This is a genomic window from Janthinobacterium sp. J1-1, assembly GCF_030944405.1.
Classification (GTDB): Bacteria; Pseudomonadota; Gammaproteobacteria; order Burkholderiales; family Burkholderiaceae_D; genus Janthinobacterium.
Window position 1 is genome coordinate 768,540 of record NZ_CP132339.1, and the last position, 15,169, is coordinate 783,708.

The following is a 15,169-nucleotide window of genomic DNA, read 5'->3' on the forward strand; positions in this document are numbered from 1 at the left end:
CGCGGTAAACATACCGAATGGCAAAAGACGACGTCATACAGATGCAGGGCGAGATTCTTGAGAATCTCCCAAATGCAACATTTCGAGTGAAGCTGGAGAACGGACACGTGGTGCTCGGGCATATTTCAGGTAAAATGCGGATGAACTATATTCGCATTCTCCCTGGAGACAAGGTGACGGTGGAGTTGACGCCGTATGACTTGAGCCGAGCCCGCATTGTGTTCCGTACCAAGTAACACACTGAATCAAACCAAAGAAGCGAAAGAAAGAGCCCCAAAATGAAAGTTCTCGCATCAGTCAAGCGGATCTGCCGCAACTGCAAGATCATCAAGCGCAAAGGCGTAGTCCGCGTAATCTGCGTGGAACCACGTCACAAGCAGCGTCAAGGTTAATCGAGGAATAACAAATGGCACGTATTGCAGGGGTTAATATCCCAAATCATCAGCATACCGTTATCGGCCTGACAGCCATCTACGGTGTTGGCCGTCCACGCGCAGAGAAAATCTGTGCATCGACCGGTGTAGCAACCAACAAGAAGATCAAAGATCTGGATGACAGCGAACTGGAAAAACTGCGCGATGAAGTAGGTAAATTCATCGTCGAAGGCGATCTGCGTCGTGAACTGTCCATGAACATCAAGCGTTTGATGGATCTGGGTTGCTACCGCGGCATGCGTCATCGCAAGGGTCTGCCTTGCCGTGGCCAGCGTACGCGTACGAACGCACGTACCCGCAAGGGACCGCGTAAAGCCGCTCAATCGCTGAAAAAATAATCCGCTAGGGAATAATTATGGCCAAGTCGCAAAATAACGCCGCATCAGCACGCGTGCGTAAAAAAGTTAAAAAGAACGTCGCTGAAGGCATCGCACATGTCCACGCTTCGTTCAATAACACCATCATTACCATCACCGATCGTCAAGGCAATGCCTTGTCGTGGGCTACCTCCGGCGGTGCAGGCTTCAAGGGTTCGCGTAAATCGACCCCATTCGCAGCGCAGGTCGCCGCGGAAGCCGCTGGTAAAGTGGCTGTTGAGTGTGGCGTAAAGAACCTGGAAGTACGTATCAAGGGCCCAGGTCCTGGTCGTGAATCCGCCGTTCGCGCGCTGAACAACCTGGGCATCAAGATCACCGAGATCCAGGACGTGACGCCGGTACCGCACAACGGTTGCCGTCCACCGAAACGTCGTCGTATCTAAGACAGTATTGCAGTGGGCGCCTCGGCGCCAGCTGCTCTTCTGTTTGTTGTATTGAGTACAGTTGTGTGAAAACGCTGGAGCAGGGAGCCGGAAACGGTTATACTGCCCGGCTGTTCTTGCCTGTCAAATTGTATTTGACGGGTTTTTCGTTTTCAGCCACCGTCTGATCGCAAGTGAATCAGACTAGCGCCTAACCGCATCAGTGTGTTTGATCATGCATGTGGCTGGGGCGTTATCATTTAAAAAAAGGAAGTATCGTGGCACGTTATATCGGACCTAAAGCAAAACTCTCCCGCCGTGAAGGTACTGACCTGTTCCTGAAGAGCGCACGTCGCTCGCTGGACAGCAAGTGCAAACTGGACGTCAAACCAGGCCAGCACGGTGTCAAATCCGGCGCCCGCACCTCGGACTACGGTAACCAACTGCGCGAAAAGCAAAAAGTCAAGCGCATGTACGGCGTGCTGGAACGTCAATTCCGCCGCTACTTCGCTGAAGCAGACCGTCGTAAAGGCAACACCGGCGAAACGCTGTTGAAGTTGCTGGAAACGCGTCTGGACAACGTTTGCTACCGCATGGGCTTTGGCTCGACCCGCGCTGAAGCGCGTCAACTGGTCAGCCACAAAGCATTCACCGTGAACGGTATCGTTGTCAACATCGCTTCGTACTCGGTCAAAGTCGGCGATATCGTCGCTGTTCGTGAAAAATCGAAAAAGCAAGTGCGTATCGTTGAAGCACTGTCGCTGGCCGAACAAGTTGGTATGCCTAGCTGGGTTTCGGTTGATGCCAAGAAAATGGAAGGTACTTTCAAGTCCCTGCCAGAGCGTAACGAAATCGCCAACGACGTCAACGAATCGCTGATCGTCGAGCTGTACTCGCGTTAATCGTATCAAGTAGCAAGATTCCCGCCCACTTTGCATTTTTTTGCAGAGTGGGCGTTTCACTAATGCCATCAGCCTTATCGGCGTAACGAGCCGAGGGTATTGAAAAGGACATTTCATGCAAAACAGTTTGTTGAAGCCACGTATTATCGATGTTGAAGCTCTCGGTGCAGGTCACGCCAAAGTCGTGATGGAGCCGTTCGAGCGCGGCTATGGCCACACATTGGGTAACGCGTTGCGCCGCGTTCTGCTGTCGTCGATGGTGGGCTACGCGCCGACCGAAGTGACGATCGCCGGCGTCGTCCACGAATATTCTTCCCTCGATGGCGTGCAGGAAGACGTCGTCGATCTGTTGCTGAACTTGAAGGGTGTGGTTTTCAAAGTCCACAACCGCGATTCGGTGACCCTGACCCTGAAAAAAGAAGGCGAAGGCGCGATCCTGGCCTCCGACATCGACCTGCCGCACGACGTCGAACTGATCAACCCTGACCACGTGATCGCCCACCTGACCGCCGGTGGCAAGCTGGACATGCAGATCAAGGTTGAAAAAGGCCGCGGCTACGTTCCTGGCAACGTGCGTCGCCTGTCGGAAGACACCAACAAGACCATCGGCCGCATCATCCTGGACGCGTCGTTCTCGCCAGTGCGCCGCGTGTCGTACTTCGTTGAATCGGCGCGCGTCGAACAGCGTACCGACCTGGACAAGCTGATCATCAACATCGAAACCAACGGCGTGATCTCGCCGGAAGAAGCGATCCGCCAGTCGGCCCGCGTCCTGGTGGACCAGTTGAATGTGTTCGCTGCCCTGGAAGGCACGGAAGCCGCCGCGGAAGCACCATCGCGCGCTCCGCTGGTCGATCCTATCCTGCTGCGTCCAGTCGACGACCTGGAGTTGACCGTGCGTTCGGCCAACTGCCTGAAAGCCGAAAACATCTACTACATCGGCGACCTGATCCAGCGTTCGGAAAACGAGCTGCTGAAAACGCCTAACCTGGGCCGCAAATCGCTGAACGAAATCAAGGAAGTGCTGGCATCGCGCGGCCTGACCTTGGGCATGAAGCTGGAAAACTGGCCGCCTGCCGGCCTGGAAAAGTAATTCGAAGTTTGTAGCAAACTGCCTGGGACAGGTGTCCCAGGCTTTTATTTTTGAAGTACCAAACCGGTCCGCGATGAAGCGCTTGCTTCATTGATCGAAGAACTGGATTTAAACTCACTACCGAAAGGATTTACCATGCGTCACGGTCACGGCCTCCGTAAACTGAATCGTACCTCGTCCCACCGTCTGGCTATGCTGCGCAACATGACAGTATCGCTGCTGCGTCACGAAGCGATCAAAACCACCCTGCCAAAAGCAAAAGAACTGCGCCGCGTTGTCGAGCCAATTCTGACCATCGGCAAAACCGACTCCCTGGCAAACAAGCGTCTGGCCTTCAACCGTCTGCGCGACCGTGAAATGGTCGTCAAACTGTTCGCTGAACTGGGCCCGCGTTATGCCAACCGTAACGGTGGTTATGTGCGTATCCTGAAAATGGGCTTCCGCGTCGGCGACAATGCTCCTATGGCATTCGTTGAACTGATGGATCGTCCAGATACGACCGAAGCAGTTGAAGTCGCTGGCGAGTAATCCCGGTTACTGCTTCAAGGAAAGCCAGGCCTAGCCTGGCTTTTTTGCTTTCTGCTGCAGCCGGCTCTGCCGCGGTGTACTATTCTTCTTTCGCGCCGGCCCTGCATGCTCCGCGCGACTTCTTGTTGAATGGTCGAAAAAGGTAGTTCATGTCCCGTTTCCCTTCCGGCGCCGCCGCGCGCTTGCCCTCGCGTTACTCCTTGCCCCACTGGTTTGCCGCGTTTCTGCTGTTGTTGATGGCCGTATTCGGCGCCGGCCACGCGCGCGCCGATGACGAATTCCTCGATCCCGAACTGGCGTTCAAGTTTTCCGCCCGCATGCAGGACCCGGCCACCATCGCGGTGACCTATGTGATCGCCGATGGCTACTATATGTACCACGAGCGCTTCAAGTTCGAGGCCACCGGCGCCACTCTGGGCACGCCCGTCTTCCCGAAAGGCAAGGTCAAGTTCGACGAAACCTTCCAGAAGAACGTCGAGACCTTCCGCCACACGCTGACCATCACGATTCCCGTGCAGGCGGCCGGCGCGTTTACGCTCAAATCGACCGGCCAGGGCTGCTCGGACAAGGGCCTGTGCTATGCGCCGCAGGATGCGACGATCAAGCTGGTCGGCGCCGGCGGCCAGAGCATGGCGCCAGGCGCGGTCGCCTCGAAATTCGCCTTGCCGGCGGCGCCCGCCGTCGATACGCCCGCCGTCGATACCAAGGCCATCAACGGCCCGCAGGCGCAGGCCTCGCCGGGCGTTTCCGTGATGAGCATCCCGCAAGCCGATATCACCAGCACGCCCGATGCCGTGCCGGTCCCGGCCGCGCCTGTCGTCAGTGCTGCTGCGGCACCGGTGACAAGCGAAATGGGCAGTATCGAATCTGCCTTAAAAGGCGGCAAGCTGCTGGTGATCGTGCCGTTGTTCATGCTGCTGGGCCTGGGCCTGGCCTTCACGCCGTGCGTGCTGCCGATGGTGCCGATCCTGTCGTCGATTATCGTCGGTGACGGCGCCAAGGTCAGCCGCTCGCGCGGCCTGCTGCTGTCGCTGACCTATGCGCTGGGCATGGCGATCGTCTATACGGCGCTGGGCGTGGCGGCGGGCCTGGCCGGCGAAGGGCTGGCGGCCAAGCTGCAGAACCCGTGGGTGCTCGGTTTCTTTGCCTTGCTGATGGCCGGCTTGTCGCTGTCGATGTTCGGCTTTTATGAACTGCAGGTACCGGCCTTCTTGCAGGGCAAGCTGGCCACCGTGTCGAACCAGCAATCCTCCGGCCGCCTGGCGGGCGTGTTCGTGATGGGCGCGATCTCGGCCCTGATCGTGGGGCCGTGCGTGGCCGCGCCGCTGGCCGGCGCCTTGCTGTACATCAGCCAGACGCGCGACGTGGTCATCGGCGGCAGCGCCCTGTTTGCGATGGCGGTCGGCATGAGCGTGCCCCTGATCCTGGTCGGCGTGTCGGCCGGCGCCTTGCTGCCGCGCGCCGGCGCCTGGATGGATGCCGTGAAACGTTTCTTTGGCGTGCTGCTGCTGGGCGTGGCCTGGTGGCTGGTGTCGCCCGTGTTGCCGGGCAGCGTGCAGATGCTGGGCTGGACCGCGCTGTTCATCGGCTACGGCATGTATCTGCTGGTGGGCAAAAGCTCTTCCAAAAACGCCTGGGTGGCCAAGGCCTTCGGCCTGGTGTTCGCCATCCTCGGCGCGGTGCAGCTGGTGGGCGTGGCCAGCGGCGGCCGCGATCCGCTGGCGCCGTTGGCCCACCTGGGCGGTGGCCAGGTCCATCCGCATGCTTTTACGCGCGTAAAAACCGTGGCGCAGCTCGATGCGGCGCTGGCGCAATTGAACGGCAAGACGGCGCTGCTCGATTTTTATGCGGACTGGTGCGTGTCGTGCAAGGAAATGGAAAAGCTGACGTTTGTCGCGCCAGCCGTGCGCGACAAGATGGGCATGTCGGTGCTGCTGCAGGTCGACGTGACGGCCAATGACGCGGACGACAAGGCCATGCTGAAACGTTTTCAACTGTTCGGCCCGCCCGGCATCATCATGTTCAATCCGCAAGGCCAGGAGATACCGCAATCGCGCGTGATCGGCTTCCAGAACGCGGAAACCTTCCTGGCGTCGTTGAACAAGCTCGATGCAAAGTAAGCGTTTACTCGCGTTGTTCATATGAAAAAAGGCCTGCATTGCAGGCCTTTTCTTTGTTTGCAACAGTTTTAGCCGGCTTTATGTTCCGGGCCGCCACGGTGGCCATGGTGTCCGCGCATGCCGCCATGCTTGCCGCCCGGCACGCTGTTATCGAACACTTTCTGTTGTTCCGGCGTCAGCACGCCATAAAACGTTTTCAGCGACGCCAGACGGCTTTCCTGGCCGGCGATGCGCTCCTTCGACAGGGCGATCCACTGCTCCATGCGCTGGGGTGCCGACAGCTTGGCAAACGCTTCGCGCTTGGCCTTCCAGTCGCCGGCCGGCTTTTTCGGCGCGTTGGCGGCCGTAAAGGTGGCCCAGGCCGGTTCCTGGGCGGCGGTGAGTTTTAGCTTGTCGTGCAGGCGGGCCTGGTATTTGGCCATGCGTTCGGCCGGATTGCCGCGTTCGCCACGGTGTTCGCCGCCGCGTTCGCCACGATGAGCGCGCGGGCCGTCCGGTGCGGCTTTCGGGTTGCTGGTGGCGGCCGGGGCGCTGGCGGGAGCTTGCTGGGCGTGGACGGTCAGCGATGCGGCACCCATGCCGAGTACGCTCAGCGCGACGATCAGGTGTTTGCGTACGGTGTGAAATGAGGTGTTCATCTGGATTCCTTTATGAGTGAAGAGAGCATGTACATGTCTGTGCACATGAATCCAGTGTGGCCGCCCCATGTTTCCACGAAGTGTCCGCTGTCCGACAGTTTGTATCCGTATGTTTCGTCACATGGTCTATATACAAGACGATACAAATGCGCTGTGCACGCCCTTCTGAAGTGGGGATAATTCAGGCATGGAAACCACTTCTACAATACTGATCGTCGACGACGACCGCGATATCCGCAGCCTGCTGGCGGATTACCTGGAAACCAATGCCTACCGCACCCTGGGCGCGGCCGATGGCACGGCCATGTGGAAGGTGCTGGACGAAACCCGGCCCGACCTGATCGTGCTCGACCTGAACCTGCCCGGCGACGACGGCCTGACCCTGTGCCGCAAGCTGCGCGCGCAGTCGACCGTGCCCGTCATCATGCTGACGGCCCGCAACGAACCGCTGGACCGCATCCTGGGCCTGGAAATGGGCGCCGACGATTACCTGCCGAAACCATTCGAGCCGCGCGAGCTGCTGGCGCGCATCCGCAGCGTGCTGCGCCGCAGCCATGCGATGCCGTCCAATGCGCCGTCGGACAAGGCGCAGCAGATCCGCTTCTCGGGCTGGACCCTGGACCTGACGGCGCGCCACCTGCTCAACCCGACCGGCGTGGTGATCATGCTGTCGGGCGCGGAATTTCGTTTGTTGCGCGTGTTCCTCGAGCACCCGAACCGTGTGCTGAACCGCGACCAGCTGCTGAACCTGACGCAGGGCCGCGACGCCGACCCGTTCGACCGCTCGATCGATATCCAGATCAGCCGCTTGCGGCAAAAGCTGGGCGAGGATGCACGTTTGCCGCAAATCATCAAGACCGTGCGCAACGGCGGCTATGTGCTGGCCGGCCAGGTCAACGTGGAGCCGCACGCGTGAAGGCCTTTCTCGGTTCGATGACGGGGCGCGTCTTCATGGTGCTGCTGATCGGCGTGGTGGCCTCGGCCGCGCTGACGCAGTGGCTGGCCGTGGGCGAGCGCCAGCGGGCGATCGAACAGTACCGCGACTATCACGCCGTCGAGCGTGCCGAGCAGCTGGTGATGTCGACCGACATGGTGCCGCTGGCGTCGCGCGCGGCCTACCTGAAGGTGGCCAACAAGGGCAGCGTGCGGCTGGAACTGCGGCCGGACGCCGAACACGCGGCCGGCGCGCCGACCGAGTTTTCCAGCGCGCTGCAAGCCAAGCTGGGCGAGGCCTTCAAGGTGACCGCGCTGGCCCAGCTGCCGCTGGTCTGCGTCAAGCCGAAGAAAGCGCCCGGCCTGTTTTCGCCCAAGCCTTGGGGCGGCACCTGCGAAAGCCTGGACGTGCGCATGCAGGACGGCCACATGCTGCGCCTGCTGGTGCTGCCGCCGCGCCAGCCGGCGTTCGCCGAGCACAATGACTGGATGACCCTGCTGCCTTTCCTGATCAGCATCGCCATCCTGGCCTACCTGGTCACGCGCATGACGATGCGGCCGTTGAAACAGCTGGCGCAGGCGGCGAAAGACCTGGGCAACGACATCAACCATCCGCCGCTGGCCCTGACGGGCGCGAGCGAAATCCGCCAGGCCAGCGCGGCCTTCAACGCCATGCAGGCGCGCATCCGCCAGCACATCTTCCAGCGCACGCAGATGCTGGCCGCCATCACGCACGATCTGCAGACGCCGCTCACGCGTTTGCGCCTGCGGCTGGAAAAAGTGGCCGACTCCGACCTGCACGAACGGCTGGTGGGCGATTTGTCGGCCATGCAGAGCATGGTCAAGGAAGGGCTGGACCTGGCGCGCTCGATGGACAGCACGGAAGCGATGCAGGCGCTCGACCTCGATTCGCTGCTCGACAGCGTCTGTTCGGACGCCGCCGATGCGGGCCAGAACGTGACCCTGGAAGGCCATGCCGGCATGGCCCTGATGGGCCGCCCGATCGCCATGCGGCGCTGCCTGGTCAACCTGATCGACAATGCCGTCAAATATGGCCAGCATGCGCAGGTGACGGTCGAGCGCCTGACGGGCGCGGCGCGCATCCGCATCCGCGATGGCGGTCCCGGCATTGCGCCCGACCAGCTGGCCAAGGTGTTCGAACCGTTCTACCGCATCGAGACCTCGCGTTCGCGCGAATCCGGCGGCACCGGCCTGGGCCTGACGATTGCACGCAATATCGCCGAACAGCACGGCGCCACGGTTTTGCTGTCCAATCATGTGGACGGCGGGCTGGAAGTGACCCTGGTGGTGCCACAATATTACGCAGGAAAGTGATGATTTCCCGTGACGCTTTCATGCGACAATATCGCCCTTAATGCCTTTAGGCAATTAATTCAACCTGCAAAATCCGCGCCGAGACAGCGTGACGAATAATGAAAAAAACTAGCCTGGCAATCCTGGTCGGTGGTGCCCTGTGTATCGGTGGCGGCATCTGGTATTTCAATCATCAGTCCGCCGACAAGGCCAGGAGCGGAGCGGCGGCCAAGGGAGGGCAGGCGCCGACCAGCGTCAGCGTGGTCAAGCCCGTGCGCCAGGACGTGCCCATCGTGCTGCAGGCCAATGGCAGCGTGACGCCGATCAGCAGCGTCGACCTGCATCCGCAAACCACCAGCACGATTGCCAAGGTGCATATCAAGGAAGGCCAGTACGTCAAACAGGGCGAGCTGATGTTCACCCTGGACGCACGCACCGAAAGCGCCAACGTGGAAAAAGCCCAGGCGCAAGTGTTGCGCGACCGCGCCTCGGTGCAGGACTTCGAGCGCCAGCTCAAGCGCAGCACCGATTTGCTCAGCAAGAACTTCATCGCCCAGGGCGCCGTCGATACCCTGCAAAGCCAGCTCGACGCGGCGCGCGCCTTGCTGGCCGCCGACCAGGCCGCCTTGCGCGCGGCCCAAGTCGATTCCAGCTACACCATCTTGCGCGCGCCCCTGAGCGGCCGGGTCGGCGCCATCGGCGTGTATCCGGGCAGCCTGGTGCAGCCGACCACCTCGCTCACCAGCATTACCCAGCTCGATCCGATCGATGTTGTGTTCACCTTGCCGGAGAGCAGTTTGTCGGCCCTGCTGTCGGCGCAGAAAGCGGGCGAAGTGCCCGTCACGGCGCTGCTGGCGGACGCCGGCGGCAAGCAGGTCCAGGGCAAGCTGAACTTTATCGACAACGCCGTCGATCCGACGTCGGGCATGATCAAGGTCAAGGCCCGTTTCGGCAATACCCAAACCGATCTGTGGCCGGGCCAGTACATCAATACCCAGATGACGGTGCAAACCCTGAAAGACGCGCTGGTGATCCCGCAAAACGCCATCATCACCACCACCGCCGGCACCCTGGTCTATACCATGCAGGCCGACAACACGGCCATGGCGAACAAGGTCACGCGCGTGCATGCGTTTGGCCTGAATGCCGCGGTGACGGGCTTGACTGGCGATGAGCAGGTGATTGTCGACGGCAAGCAGAACCTGCGTCCGGGCAGCAAGGTGCGCCTGGCGGAAAAACGCCAGGATACCACCCCGGCCGCTGCCGCCACGCCGACGGGCAAGCCAGCATGAACCTGTCCGAACTGAGCATCCGCCGCCCCGTGATGGTTGTGCTGCTGTCCCTCTCCATCATCCTGGCCGGCGTGCTGGCGTATCTGCAGATCCCCGTGGCGGCCTTGCCGAGCTATAACACGCCCGTCATCAACGTCAGCGCCGACCTGGCCGGCGCCAGCCCGGAAACCATGGCGTCATCCGTCGCCTTGCCGCTGGAAAAGCAGTTTTCCACGATTTCCGGCCTGAGCCTGATCACTTCCACCAGTACCCTGGGCAACACCTCCCTGACCCTGGAATTCGATTCCAGCATCAATGTCAACGAGGCGGCCGTCGACGTGCAGGCGGCACTGCTGCGCGCCCAGCGCCAGTTGCCGACCGAAATGACGGACTTGCCGTCCTACCGCAAGGTCAACCCGGCCGATGCGCCGGTGCTGTTCATCCAGATGACCTCGCCATCGTTGAACCTGTCGGACCTGAACGATTACGCGGAAAACCTGATCGCCCCCAGCCTGTCGACCTTGCCCGGCGTGGCGCAGGTGGTGGTCAACGGCCAGAAGCGCTTTGCCGTGCGCGTGCGCGCGCGTGCCGATTTGATGAATGCGCGCGACCTGACCATGGACGAGCTGGCCACGGCGCTGCGCACCTCGAACACCAATTCGCCGCTGGGCATCCTGGACGGCCCGAGCCAGACCCTGACCATCCAGGGCAATCCGCAGATGATGAAGGCGGCCGATTTTTCCGAGCTGATCGTCGCCAGCCGCAACGGCCAGCCCGTGCGTTTGAAGGACGTGGCCGAGGTGGAAGACAGTTTTCAATCGATCAAGGCGGTCGGCAGCTTCAATGGCGAGCGCTCGATCAGCCTGATGGTGCAGCGCCAGCCCGACGCCAACACGGTGCAGGTGGTCGACGGCGTGCGCCGCCTGTTGCCCGGTTTCAAGGAACAACTGCCGCAGTCGATCCAGATCAGTCTGGTCAACGACCGTTCGCTGTCGATCCGCGAGGCGATTCACGACGTCAACCTGACCCTGGCGCTCACCGTGGTGCTGGTGGTGCTGGTGATCTTCCTGTTTTTGCACCGCGCGGCCGCCACCTTCATTCCGGCCGTCACCATGCCGATTTCGCTGCTGGGCGCGCTGGCCCTGCTGTACTGGCTAGGTTACAGCCTCGACAATATCTCGCTGCTGGGCATTACGCTGGCCGTCGGCCTGGTGGTCGATGACGCCATCGTGGTGCTGGAAAACATCGTGCGCCATATCGAGATGGGCAAGAAGCCGATCCAGGCGGCACTGGTGGGCGCGAAAGAGATGGGTTTTACCATCATCTCGATTTCCGTCTCGCTGGTGGCGGTGTTTATCCCGATCTTCTTCATGCCGGGCGTGATCGGCCTGCTGTTCCATGAATTTGCCGTGGTGGTCTCGCTGGCGATCCTGGTGTCGGCGATAATCTCGCTGACCCTGGTGCCGATGCTGGCCAGCCGCTTCCTGCCGGCCGGCGCGCAGGGGCACGGCAATGAGCACGAGCACGCCGAGGAAAAAACCTTTATCGGCCGCCACTTCGAAGCCGGTTTTACGCGCGTGCGCAATGGTTATGTCTTCGTGCTCGACAAGGCACTGGCGCACCGCAACGTGGTGCTGCTGATCGCCGTGTGCACGTTTGCCCTGACCGTGATTCTGTACGCGACGATACCGAAAGGTTTTTTCCCCGAGGAAGACCTGGGCCAGATCCAGGTCAATACGGAAGCGTCGGAAGATATCTCGTCGGAAGCCCTGCAAGCCCTGCAGGCACGCATGGCGGCCGTGATCAAGGCCGACCCCAGCGTGCAGGACGTCACTTCGTTTGTCGGTGGCGGCAATACGGGCCGCATGTTCATGGTGCTGAAACCGCGCAGCGAACGGCCGAAAATGCCGGTGGTGCTGGAAAACCTGCGCCGGGCCACCAGCGCCGTGCCCGGCATGGCCGTGTATTTCCGTCCCGTGCAAAACTTGCAGCTGGGCGGGCGCCAGAGCAAGAGCCGCTACCAGTACACCCTGCAAAGCGTCAGCCCCGACGCCCTGAATGACTGGGCCGAGAAATTCCTGGCCGGCATGCGCGCCGACCCGGCCTTCCGCGACGTCACCAGCGATTCGCAGATCAAGGGCTTGCAGGCGTCCTTGAAGATCGACCGCGACAAGGCGAACATGCTGGGCGTGCAGATGTCGGACATTCGCACCGCCCTGTACAGCGCGTTTGGCGAGCGGCAGGTGTCGACCATCTATTCCTCGGCCGCCAGCTATTACGTGATCCTGGAAGCGGCCACGCCGGACCGTCAGTACGACGATGCGCTGACGCGCGTGTCGGTGCGCAGCAAGACGGGGGAACTGGTCAAATTGTCGAGCATTGCTCGCGTCGAGCGCACCATCGGCCCCACCTCCGTCAATCACCAGGGCCAGCTGCAGGCCGTCACGATTGCCTTCAACCTGGCGCCGGACGTGCCGCTGGGGATTGCCACCGGCAAGATCGACGTGATGAGCAAGGGCATGAACTTGCCCGCGTCGATCATCACCCGCTACGGCGGCGACGCGGCCGTGTTCCAAGATTCGCAGGCCAGCCAGATCATCCTGATCATCGCCGCGCTGGCCGTCATCTACGTGCTGCTGGGCGTCTTGTACGAAAGCTATATCCACCCGCTGACCATTTTGGCCGGCCTGCCGTCGGCCGCTGTTGGCGCGCTGCTGACCTTGCGTCTGTTCGGCATGGACCTGACCATGATCGCGATTATCGGTATTTTGATGCTGATCGGCATCGTCAAGAAAAACGCCATCATGATGATCGACTTTGCCCTGCATGCGCAGAGGAACGAGGGCCTGGCCCCCGCCGAAGCGATACGCCAGGCCTGCATCCTGCGCTTCCGTCCGATCATGATGACCTCGGCGGCGGCGCTGATGGGCGCCTTGCCGATCGCACTGGGCCTGGGCGCGGGCGCCGAACTGCGCCAGCCGCTGGGCCTGGCCGTGGTCGGCGGCCTGATCTTTTCGCAAGTGATCACCTTGTTCATCACGCCCGTGATCTATCTGTTCCTCGACAAATACAGCGGCACCGGGCCGATGACGGACGAGCAACTGGTGGCGCTCGACAACAAAGCCTGATTGCTCGGATAAAAAACGCTGCGGCGCGCCAGTCCTTCGGGAACGGCGCGCCGTTTGTGTTACCTGGCTGTAAGAAGCGTGATACATACGGTAACAACCATCAAGGGCCGCTTCGGCTACTCTTCATGGCGGTGCAAGGAATGCCGCGATCCTGTACGCTTCGGGTGGCAAGGGCGCGGCAAGTGTTTCCAAACGCCGGCGATTCTGGCACTATGACTGCCCTGTAAGATCAACTTTGTTGCTACAAAGAAAGCACGATTCATTTTGCATGACACGACCCACCCGATGGCTGCCGATACCGGCTATTGCCCTACCTGCGGGCAATTGATCCAGCCGCCACTGGCCTATGGCGAAAAGACCAGCAACCGCCGCAAGGTGATACTGGGCGTGTCTGTCCTGCTGCACGTGCTGATTGCCGCGTATGCCTTGCTGCATACGGACAAGATCGAAAAGATCCCGCCGCCGAAAAAGGAAAGCGCGATGGTGTATATCGCGCCGCTGAAGGACAAGCCGACGCCGAAACCGACGCCCAAGCCCACGCCCAAGCCGACGCCGAAGGAAACCAAGGTTGCCAAGGTGAAACCGCCGCCAGCGCCGAGCAAGCCGGTGGTGACGAAAAACGTGCCGCGCGACAAGCCGAAGCTGGAAACCTTTACGCCGCCGCTGGTATCGAAAGTGCCGTTGCCGCCGCCGCCGGCCGACGACATGGCCACCATGATCGAGCAGCGCCGCCAGCAGCGCCAGGCGCAGCAGCCGGCGCCGCCGGCCGAGGAAAGCGAAAACGACCGCGCCACGCGCGTGGCCAAGGCCAATATCGCGCGCGCCCAGGGCCGCAACTCGGGCAGCGACAACGATGATTCGGGTGGCGTGTTTTCCATCGTCAACCAGACCTCGTTCAGTGCCGAAGTCAAGTTCAAGGGCTGGAACGGTAACTTCAAGCGCAACTGGCTGAAGCAGGAAAAAGTTGAGCTGGGCAATGAGCCCGATATCGAATCGGCCATCATCAAGAAGATGATCCAGCTGATCCGTGCCGAAAAGCCGGGCGACTTCGTGTGGGAATCGCGCCGCCTGGGCCGCAACGTCAATCTCAGCGCTCGCGTCGAGGATACTGCCGAGCTGACCGCGTTCCTGCGCCAGGAATTCTTTTCCGAGAAACGGCCAGGGCCGGGCCGGCGTTAATTTTCAGCCATGAAAAAAAGGCGGCTCACGCAAGTGAGCCGCCTTTTTAACGTGCCGTACTGATACGAGGATCAAGCCGGTTTGTCTGCTTCCGGTTCGACGTCGTCTTCCATCTCGATCAGTTCCACCATTTCGGCGGCGCCGTCTTCGCTGATGCCGGCCAGTTCCATGATCTTGTCATTGGCTTCCTCGATGCCGACCCGTTTCAGGGCCGAGAACAGCTGCACCGTGAACGGGAAGCCGACGCCGTCTTCATCGACATAGCTGTCGAGCTTGGCCTTGGCCTGGCGCAGCGCGTTCACCGATTCATTGCGGTTCAGCTTGTCGACCTTGGTCAGGATGCAGTGGATCGGCTTGCCGGTCGGCGCGAACCATTCCAGCATCTGGATGTCGAGGTCCGTAAACGGGCGGCGCGAATCCATGATCAGGATCAGGCCGGCCAGCTGTTCGCGGCGCTGCACATAGTCGCCCAGCAAACGCTGCCAGTGCAGCTTGGCCGAGCCCGACACTTCCGCATAGCCATAACCGGGCAAGTCGACCAGCAGGCATTCGATCTCTTCGACGATGGTGGCATCCTTGCGGTGCTGGCCCACGTGGGCGCCGCCGATCGAGAAATAGTTGATATGCTGGGTACGGCCCGGCGTCTTGGAGGCGAACGCCAAGCCTTTCTGATTGCACAAAATATTGATGGCGGTCGATTTGCCGGCATTGGAGCGGCCGGCAAAAGCGATTTCCGGCACCGAGGTATCGGGCAGGTCGCGCAGTTGGTTGACGGTCGTAAAGAAACGGGCTTGCCAGAGTTTTGACATGGGAGTAGTAATGCAAGAAAAGGGAGCGATAAGAGAGCAATAACGCCAAGAAGCTATTGTACAATAAGGAGTTGTTAATTG

At 60.8% G+C, this 15,169-nt stretch carries 15 protein-coding genes; 13 read left to right on the top strand and 2 right to left on the bottom strand.

The genetic code is table 11. From position 1 onward, the window contains the following. The first annotated feature begins 17 nt into the window (after positions 1–17). The 8 genes from infA to dsbD all read left to right on the top strand — a co-directional run bounded on the left by infA (position 18) and on the right by dsbD (position 5,816). Entirely contained in the window at positions 18–236 is a 219-nt protein-coding gene (gene infA, locus Q8L25_RS03435) for a translation initiation factor IF-1 (protein WP_005663428.1), read from the top strand. 42 nt (positions 237–278) lie between these two features. Then, positions 279–392, top strand: a complete 114-nt coding sequence (rpmJ, locus tag Q8L25_RS03440; RefSeq protein ID WP_010394471.1) for a 50S ribosomal protein L36 — start codon at positions 279–281, stop codon at positions 390–392. Between the two features lie 14 nt (positions 393–406). After that, the gene (rpsM, locus tag Q8L25_RS03445) at positions 407–772 is read left to right on the top strand and encodes a 30S ribosomal protein S13 (RefSeq protein WP_046681666.1); all 366 of its coding nucleotides are present in this window, start codon (positions 407–409) and stop codon (positions 770–772) included. Between the two features lie 17 nt (positions 773–789). Further along, positions 790–1,194: a 30S ribosomal protein S11 gene (rpsK, locus tag Q8L25_RS03450; RefSeq protein WP_010394475.1), complete on the top strand. Its 405-nt coding sequence runs from the start codon at positions 790–792 to the stop codon at positions 1,192–1,194. A gap of 257 nt (positions 1,195–1,451) precedes the next feature. After that, positions 1,452–2,075 carry a 30S ribosomal protein S4 gene (gene rpsD, locus Q8L25_RS03455; RefSeq protein ID WP_308923554.1) on the top strand — a complete coding sequence of 208 codons (624 nt, stop codon included), beginning with the start codon at positions 1,452–1,454 and terminating at the stop codon, positions 2,073–2,075. 115 nt (positions 2,076–2,190) lie between these two features. Then, positions 2,191–3,168 (top strand): DNA-directed RNA polymerase subunit alpha, encoded by a 978-nt coding sequence (locus tag Q8L25_RS03460; RefSeq protein ID WP_008444343.1) that lies wholly within the window; start codon positions 2,191–2,193, stop codon positions 3,166–3,168. A gap of 135 nt (positions 3,169–3,303) precedes the next feature. Then, positions 3,304–3,696: a 50S ribosomal protein L17 gene (gene rplQ, locus Q8L25_RS03465; protein ID WP_065310142.1), complete on the top strand. Its 393-nt coding sequence runs from the start codon at positions 3,304–3,306 to the stop codon at positions 3,694–3,696. A 149-nt stretch (positions 3,697–3,845) separates the two neighbouring features. Further along, positions 3,846–5,816, top strand: coding sequence for a protein-disulfide reductase DsbD (dsbD, locus tag Q8L25_RS03470; protein WP_308923555.1), 1,971 nt, complete (start codon positions 3,846–3,848; stop codon positions 5,814–5,816). Positions 5,817–5,884: 68 nt separating this feature from the next. On the opposite strand, the gene Q8L25_RS03475 is transcribed toward dsbD, so the two are convergent. Then, a complete protein-coding gene (locus Q8L25_RS03475; protein ID WP_308923556.1) occupies positions 5,885–6,454 on the bottom strand; it encodes a Spy/CpxP family protein refolding chaperone in 570 nt (189 codons plus the stop codon). A 187-nt stretch (positions 6,455–6,641) separates the two neighbouring features. Here Q8L25_RS03475 and Q8L25_RS03480 point away from each other — a divergent pair, with 187 nt between their 5' ends. The 5 genes from Q8L25_RS03480 (at position 6,642) to Q8L25_RS03500 (ending at position 14,279) form a co-directional block, all read left to right on the top strand. Continuing rightward, the gene (locus tag Q8L25_RS03480; RefSeq protein WP_065310140.1) at positions 6,642–7,370 is read left to right on the top strand and encodes a response regulator; all 729 of its coding nucleotides are present in this window, start codon (positions 6,642–6,644) and stop codon (positions 7,368–7,370) included. Then, positions 7,367–8,722 carry an ATP-binding protein gene (locus Q8L25_RS03485; protein ID WP_308923557.1) on the top strand — a complete coding sequence of 452 codons (1,356 nt, stop codon included), beginning with the start codon at positions 7,367–7,369 and terminating at the stop codon, positions 8,720–8,722. The genes Q8L25_RS03480 and Q8L25_RS03485 overlap by 4 nt, the downstream gene beginning before the upstream one ends. Before the next feature lie 98 nt (positions 8,723–8,820). After that, positions 8,821–9,993: an efflux RND transporter periplasmic adaptor subunit gene (locus Q8L25_RS03490; RefSeq protein ID WP_308923558.1), complete on the top strand. Its 1,173-nt coding sequence runs from the start codon at positions 8,821–8,823 to the stop codon at positions 9,991–9,993. Next, on the top strand, positions 9,990–13,100 hold the full coding sequence (locus Q8L25_RS03495; RefSeq protein WP_308923559.1) for an efflux RND transporter permease subunit: 3,111 nt from the start codon (positions 9,990–9,992) through the stop codon (positions 13,098–13,100). Before Q8L25_RS03490 ends, Q8L25_RS03495 begins: the two co-directional genes overlap by 4 nt. 285 nt (positions 13,101–13,385) lie before the next feature. Further along, positions 13,386–14,279, top strand: coding sequence for a hypothetical protein (locus Q8L25_RS03500; protein WP_308923560.1), 894 nt, complete (start codon positions 13,386–13,388; stop codon positions 14,277–14,279). Between the two features lie 71 nt (positions 14,280–14,350). Here the strand turns inward: Q8L25_RS03500 and yihA are convergent, their stop codons facing one another. Then, positions 14,351–15,088 (bottom strand): ribosome biogenesis GTP-binding protein YihA/YsxC, encoded by a 738-nt coding sequence (gene yihA, locus Q8L25_RS03505; RefSeq protein ID WP_308923561.1) that lies wholly within the window; start codon positions 15,086–15,088, stop codon positions 14,351–14,353. Between the last annotated feature and the right edge of the window lie 81 nt (positions 15,089–15,169).

Bases quoted from the DNA above. Each gene is read 5' to 3' on its own strand.
- rpsK (WP_010394475.1), top strand. From the start codon at position 790: ATGGCCAAGTCGCAAAATAACGCCGCATCAGCACGCGTGCGTAAAAAA.
- rpsM (WP_046681666.1), top strand. From the start codon at position 407: ATGGCACGTATTGCAGGGGTTAATATCCCAAATCATCAGCATACCGTT.
- Q8L25_RS03475 (WP_308923556.1), bottom strand. From the start codon at position 6,454: ATGAACACCTCATTTCACACCGTACGCAAACACCTGATCGTCGCGCTG.
- Q8L25_RS03460 (WP_008444343.1), top strand. From the start codon at position 2,191: ATGCAAAACAGTTTGTTGAAGCCACGTATTATCGATGTTGAAGCTCTC.
- infA (WP_005663428.1), top strand. From the start codon at position 18: ATGGCAAAAGACGACGTCATACAGATGCAGGGCGAGATTCTTGAGAAT.
- yihA (WP_308923561.1), bottom strand. From the start codon at position 15,088: ATGTCAAAACTCTGGCAAGCCCGTTTCTTTACGACCGTCAACCAACTG.
- dsbD (WP_308923555.1), top strand. From the start codon at position 3,846: ATGTCCCGTTTCCCTTCCGGCGCCGCCGCGCGCTTGCCCTCGCGTTAC.
- Q8L25_RS03500 (WP_308923560.1), top strand. From the start codon at position 13,386: ATGGCTGCCGATACCGGCTATTGCCCTACCTGCGGGCAATTGATCCAG.
- Q8L25_RS03480 (WP_065310140.1), top strand. From the start codon at position 6,642: ATGGAAACCACTTCTACAATACTGATCGTCGACGACGACCGCGATATC.
- rplQ (WP_065310142.1), top strand. From the start codon at position 3,304: ATGCGTCACGGTCACGGCCTCCGTAAACTGAATCGTACCTCGTCCCAC.
- Q8L25_RS03490 (WP_308923558.1), top strand. From the start codon at position 8,821: ATGAAAAAAACTAGCCTGGCAATCCTGGTCGGTGGTGCCCTGTGTATC.
- Q8L25_RS03495 (WP_308923559.1), top strand. From the start codon at position 9,990: ATGAACCTGTCCGAACTGAGCATCCGCCGCCCCGTGATGGTTGTGCTG.
- rpmJ (WP_010394471.1), top strand. From the start codon at position 279: ATGAAAGTTCTCGCATCAGTCAAGCGGATCTGCCGCAACTGCAAGATC.